Raw genomic sequence first — 2,182 nt, 5'->3', positions numbered from 1 at the left:
ACCATCGGCCACGTTGACCACGGTAAAACCACCCTGACTGCAGCTATCACCAACGTGCTGGCCAAGCACTTCGGTGGTAAAGCTTTCGCCTTCGACCAGATCGACAAGGCACCGGAAGAGCGTGAGCGTGGTATCACCATCAACACCTCCCACGTAGAATACGACACCGCTACCCGTCACTACGCCCACGTAGATTGCCCGGGTCACGCCGACTACGTTAAAAACATGATCACCGGTGCTGCCCAGATGGACGGCGCGATCCTGGTAGTAGCAGCGACTGACGGCCCGATGCCGCAGACTCGTGAGCACATCCTGCTGGGTCGTCAGGTTGGTATCCCGTACATGATCGTGTTCATGAACAAGTGTGACATGGTTGATGACGAAGAGCTGCTCGAACTGGTAGAGATGGAAGTTCGTGAACTGCTGACCGAGTACGACTTCCCGGGTGATGACCTGCCGGTAGTTCGTGGTTCCGCACTGAAAGCGCTGGAAGGCGACGCTCAGTGGGAAGAGAAGATCATCGAGCTGGCTGGCCACCTGGATACCTATATCCCGGAGCCGGAGCGCGCGATTGACCAGCCGTTCCTGATGCCTATCGAAGACGTATTCTCTATCGCTGGCCGTGGTACCGTAGTTACCGGTCGTGTAGAGCGCGGTATCGTTAAAGTAGGTGAGACTGTAGAAATCGTTGGTATCAAAGATACCGTTTCTACCACCTGTACCGGTGTTGAAATGTTCCGCAAGCTGCTGGACGAAGGTCGTGCAGGTGAGAACATCGGCGCGCTGCTGCGTGGTGTTAAGCGTGAAGACGTAGAGCGTGGTCAGGTACTGGCCAAGCCGGGTTCTATCAAGCCGCACACCAAGTTCGAATCTGAAGTGTACGTACTGTCCAAAGAAGAAGGTGGTCGTCATACCCCGTTCTTCAAAGGCTACCGTCCGCAGTTCTACTTCCGTACTACCGACGTGACCGGTACCATCGAACTGCCGGAAGGCGTAGAGATGGTAATGCCGGGCGACAACATCAAAATGGTTGTTACCCTGATTGCTCCGATCGCGATGGACGACGGCCTGCGTTTCGCTATCCGTGAAGGTGGCCGTACCGTAGGTGCCGGTGTTGTAGCTAGCGTAATCGCCTAATCGATTCGTTATATACAAACATGAAAAGGGGTGGCTTCGGCCACCCCTTTTATTTTTGGGGCTATTTATGGCCTGTGAGATACTGGGCAAAACCATTGATAGAGGTAGTTTCCGTGAGCAACCCCGCCATTTTTCTGGATCGTGACGGTGTCATCAATGAAGACACAGGCTATGTCAGTCTGGTCGATGATTTCCATTTTCTGCCCGGAGTCATAGACGCCCTGCAGCTCCTCAAAAAGAAAGGCTATCTGCTGGTCGTCGTCACCAACCAGTCCGGAATCGCCCGCGGCTACTTCAGTGAAGATGACTTCATGAATCTGACTGAATGGATGGATTGGTCACTGGCTGATCGGGATGTGGATCTCGATGGCATCTACTTCTGCCCCCATCATCCGGATCACGGCGCCCCCTGTGATTGCCGCAAGCCGGAGCCAGGCATGCTGCTGTTGGCGCAACAGGAACTGGGGATCGACATGAGTCGTTCCTATATGGTGGGTGACAAGCCTTCCGATCTGAAAGCTGCCGTCAATGCTGGTGTCGGTCACAAGATCATGGTCAGAACCGGTAAGCCGGTGACCGAAACGGGTAGTGCGCTGGCCGATGCTCTCTATGACAATCTGCACGATTTTGCCGTTGCGGTGCCTGTAGTGAGCTGATTTCGCCGGTTTAATATGCCAATTGGTGGCTTTGTGAGCGAACAAACAGCGAAAGCCATTTTTTTGCAATTATCTGCTTGCCAGAAAGAATCTGTTCCCTATAATGCGCCTCCATCGACAGGGCAAGCGGCAACGCAAACAACCTCGTCGGTAACCTCGAAAAGCCTTTGAAAATAAGGCTTGACTCGAGAAGGCGGTTGAGTAGAATTTCACTCCCGCAGCAACACACTGTTGCGTCGCTCTTTAACAATTTGAATCAAGCAATCTGTGTGGGCACTCACAGCATCGAACATCAAAACAATTTTTGATTTTCAATGTCTGGTGAAGTGACCAAGACGATTTCTTAGCAATAAGAAGTCGAACAGTTTATTTCAGCAATTCATTGAGCC

General features: G+C 52.6%; 2 protein-coding genes. Both read left to right on the top strand.

Features of this window, described 5'->3' with window-relative positions:
- Positions 1-1,137 (top strand): elongation factor Tu (tuf, locus tag AB5Z05_RS14645; protein WP_115523187.1); only part of this gene is annotated, 1,137 nt, incomplete at its 5' end.
- A 113-nt stretch (positions 1,138-1,250) separates the two neighbouring features.
- On the top strand, positions 1,251-1,793 hold the full coding sequence (gmhB, locus tag AB5Z05_RS14640; protein WP_368152050.1) for a D-glycero-beta-D-manno-heptose 1,7-bisphosphate 7-phosphatase: 543 nt from the start codon (positions 1,251-1,253) through the stop codon (positions 1,791-1,793).
- Positions 1,794-2,182: the final 389 nt, after the last annotated feature.

This window comes from Aeromonas sp. R2-4, assembly GCF_040908365.1.
In the GTDB taxonomy this organism is placed as follows: domain Bacteria; phylum Pseudomonadota; class Gammaproteobacteria; order Enterobacterales; family Aeromonadaceae; genus Aeromonas; species Aeromonas veronii.
Note: the sequence above shows the minus strand (reverse complement) of the source record. Positions and strands in the feature narration are given on the sequence as shown.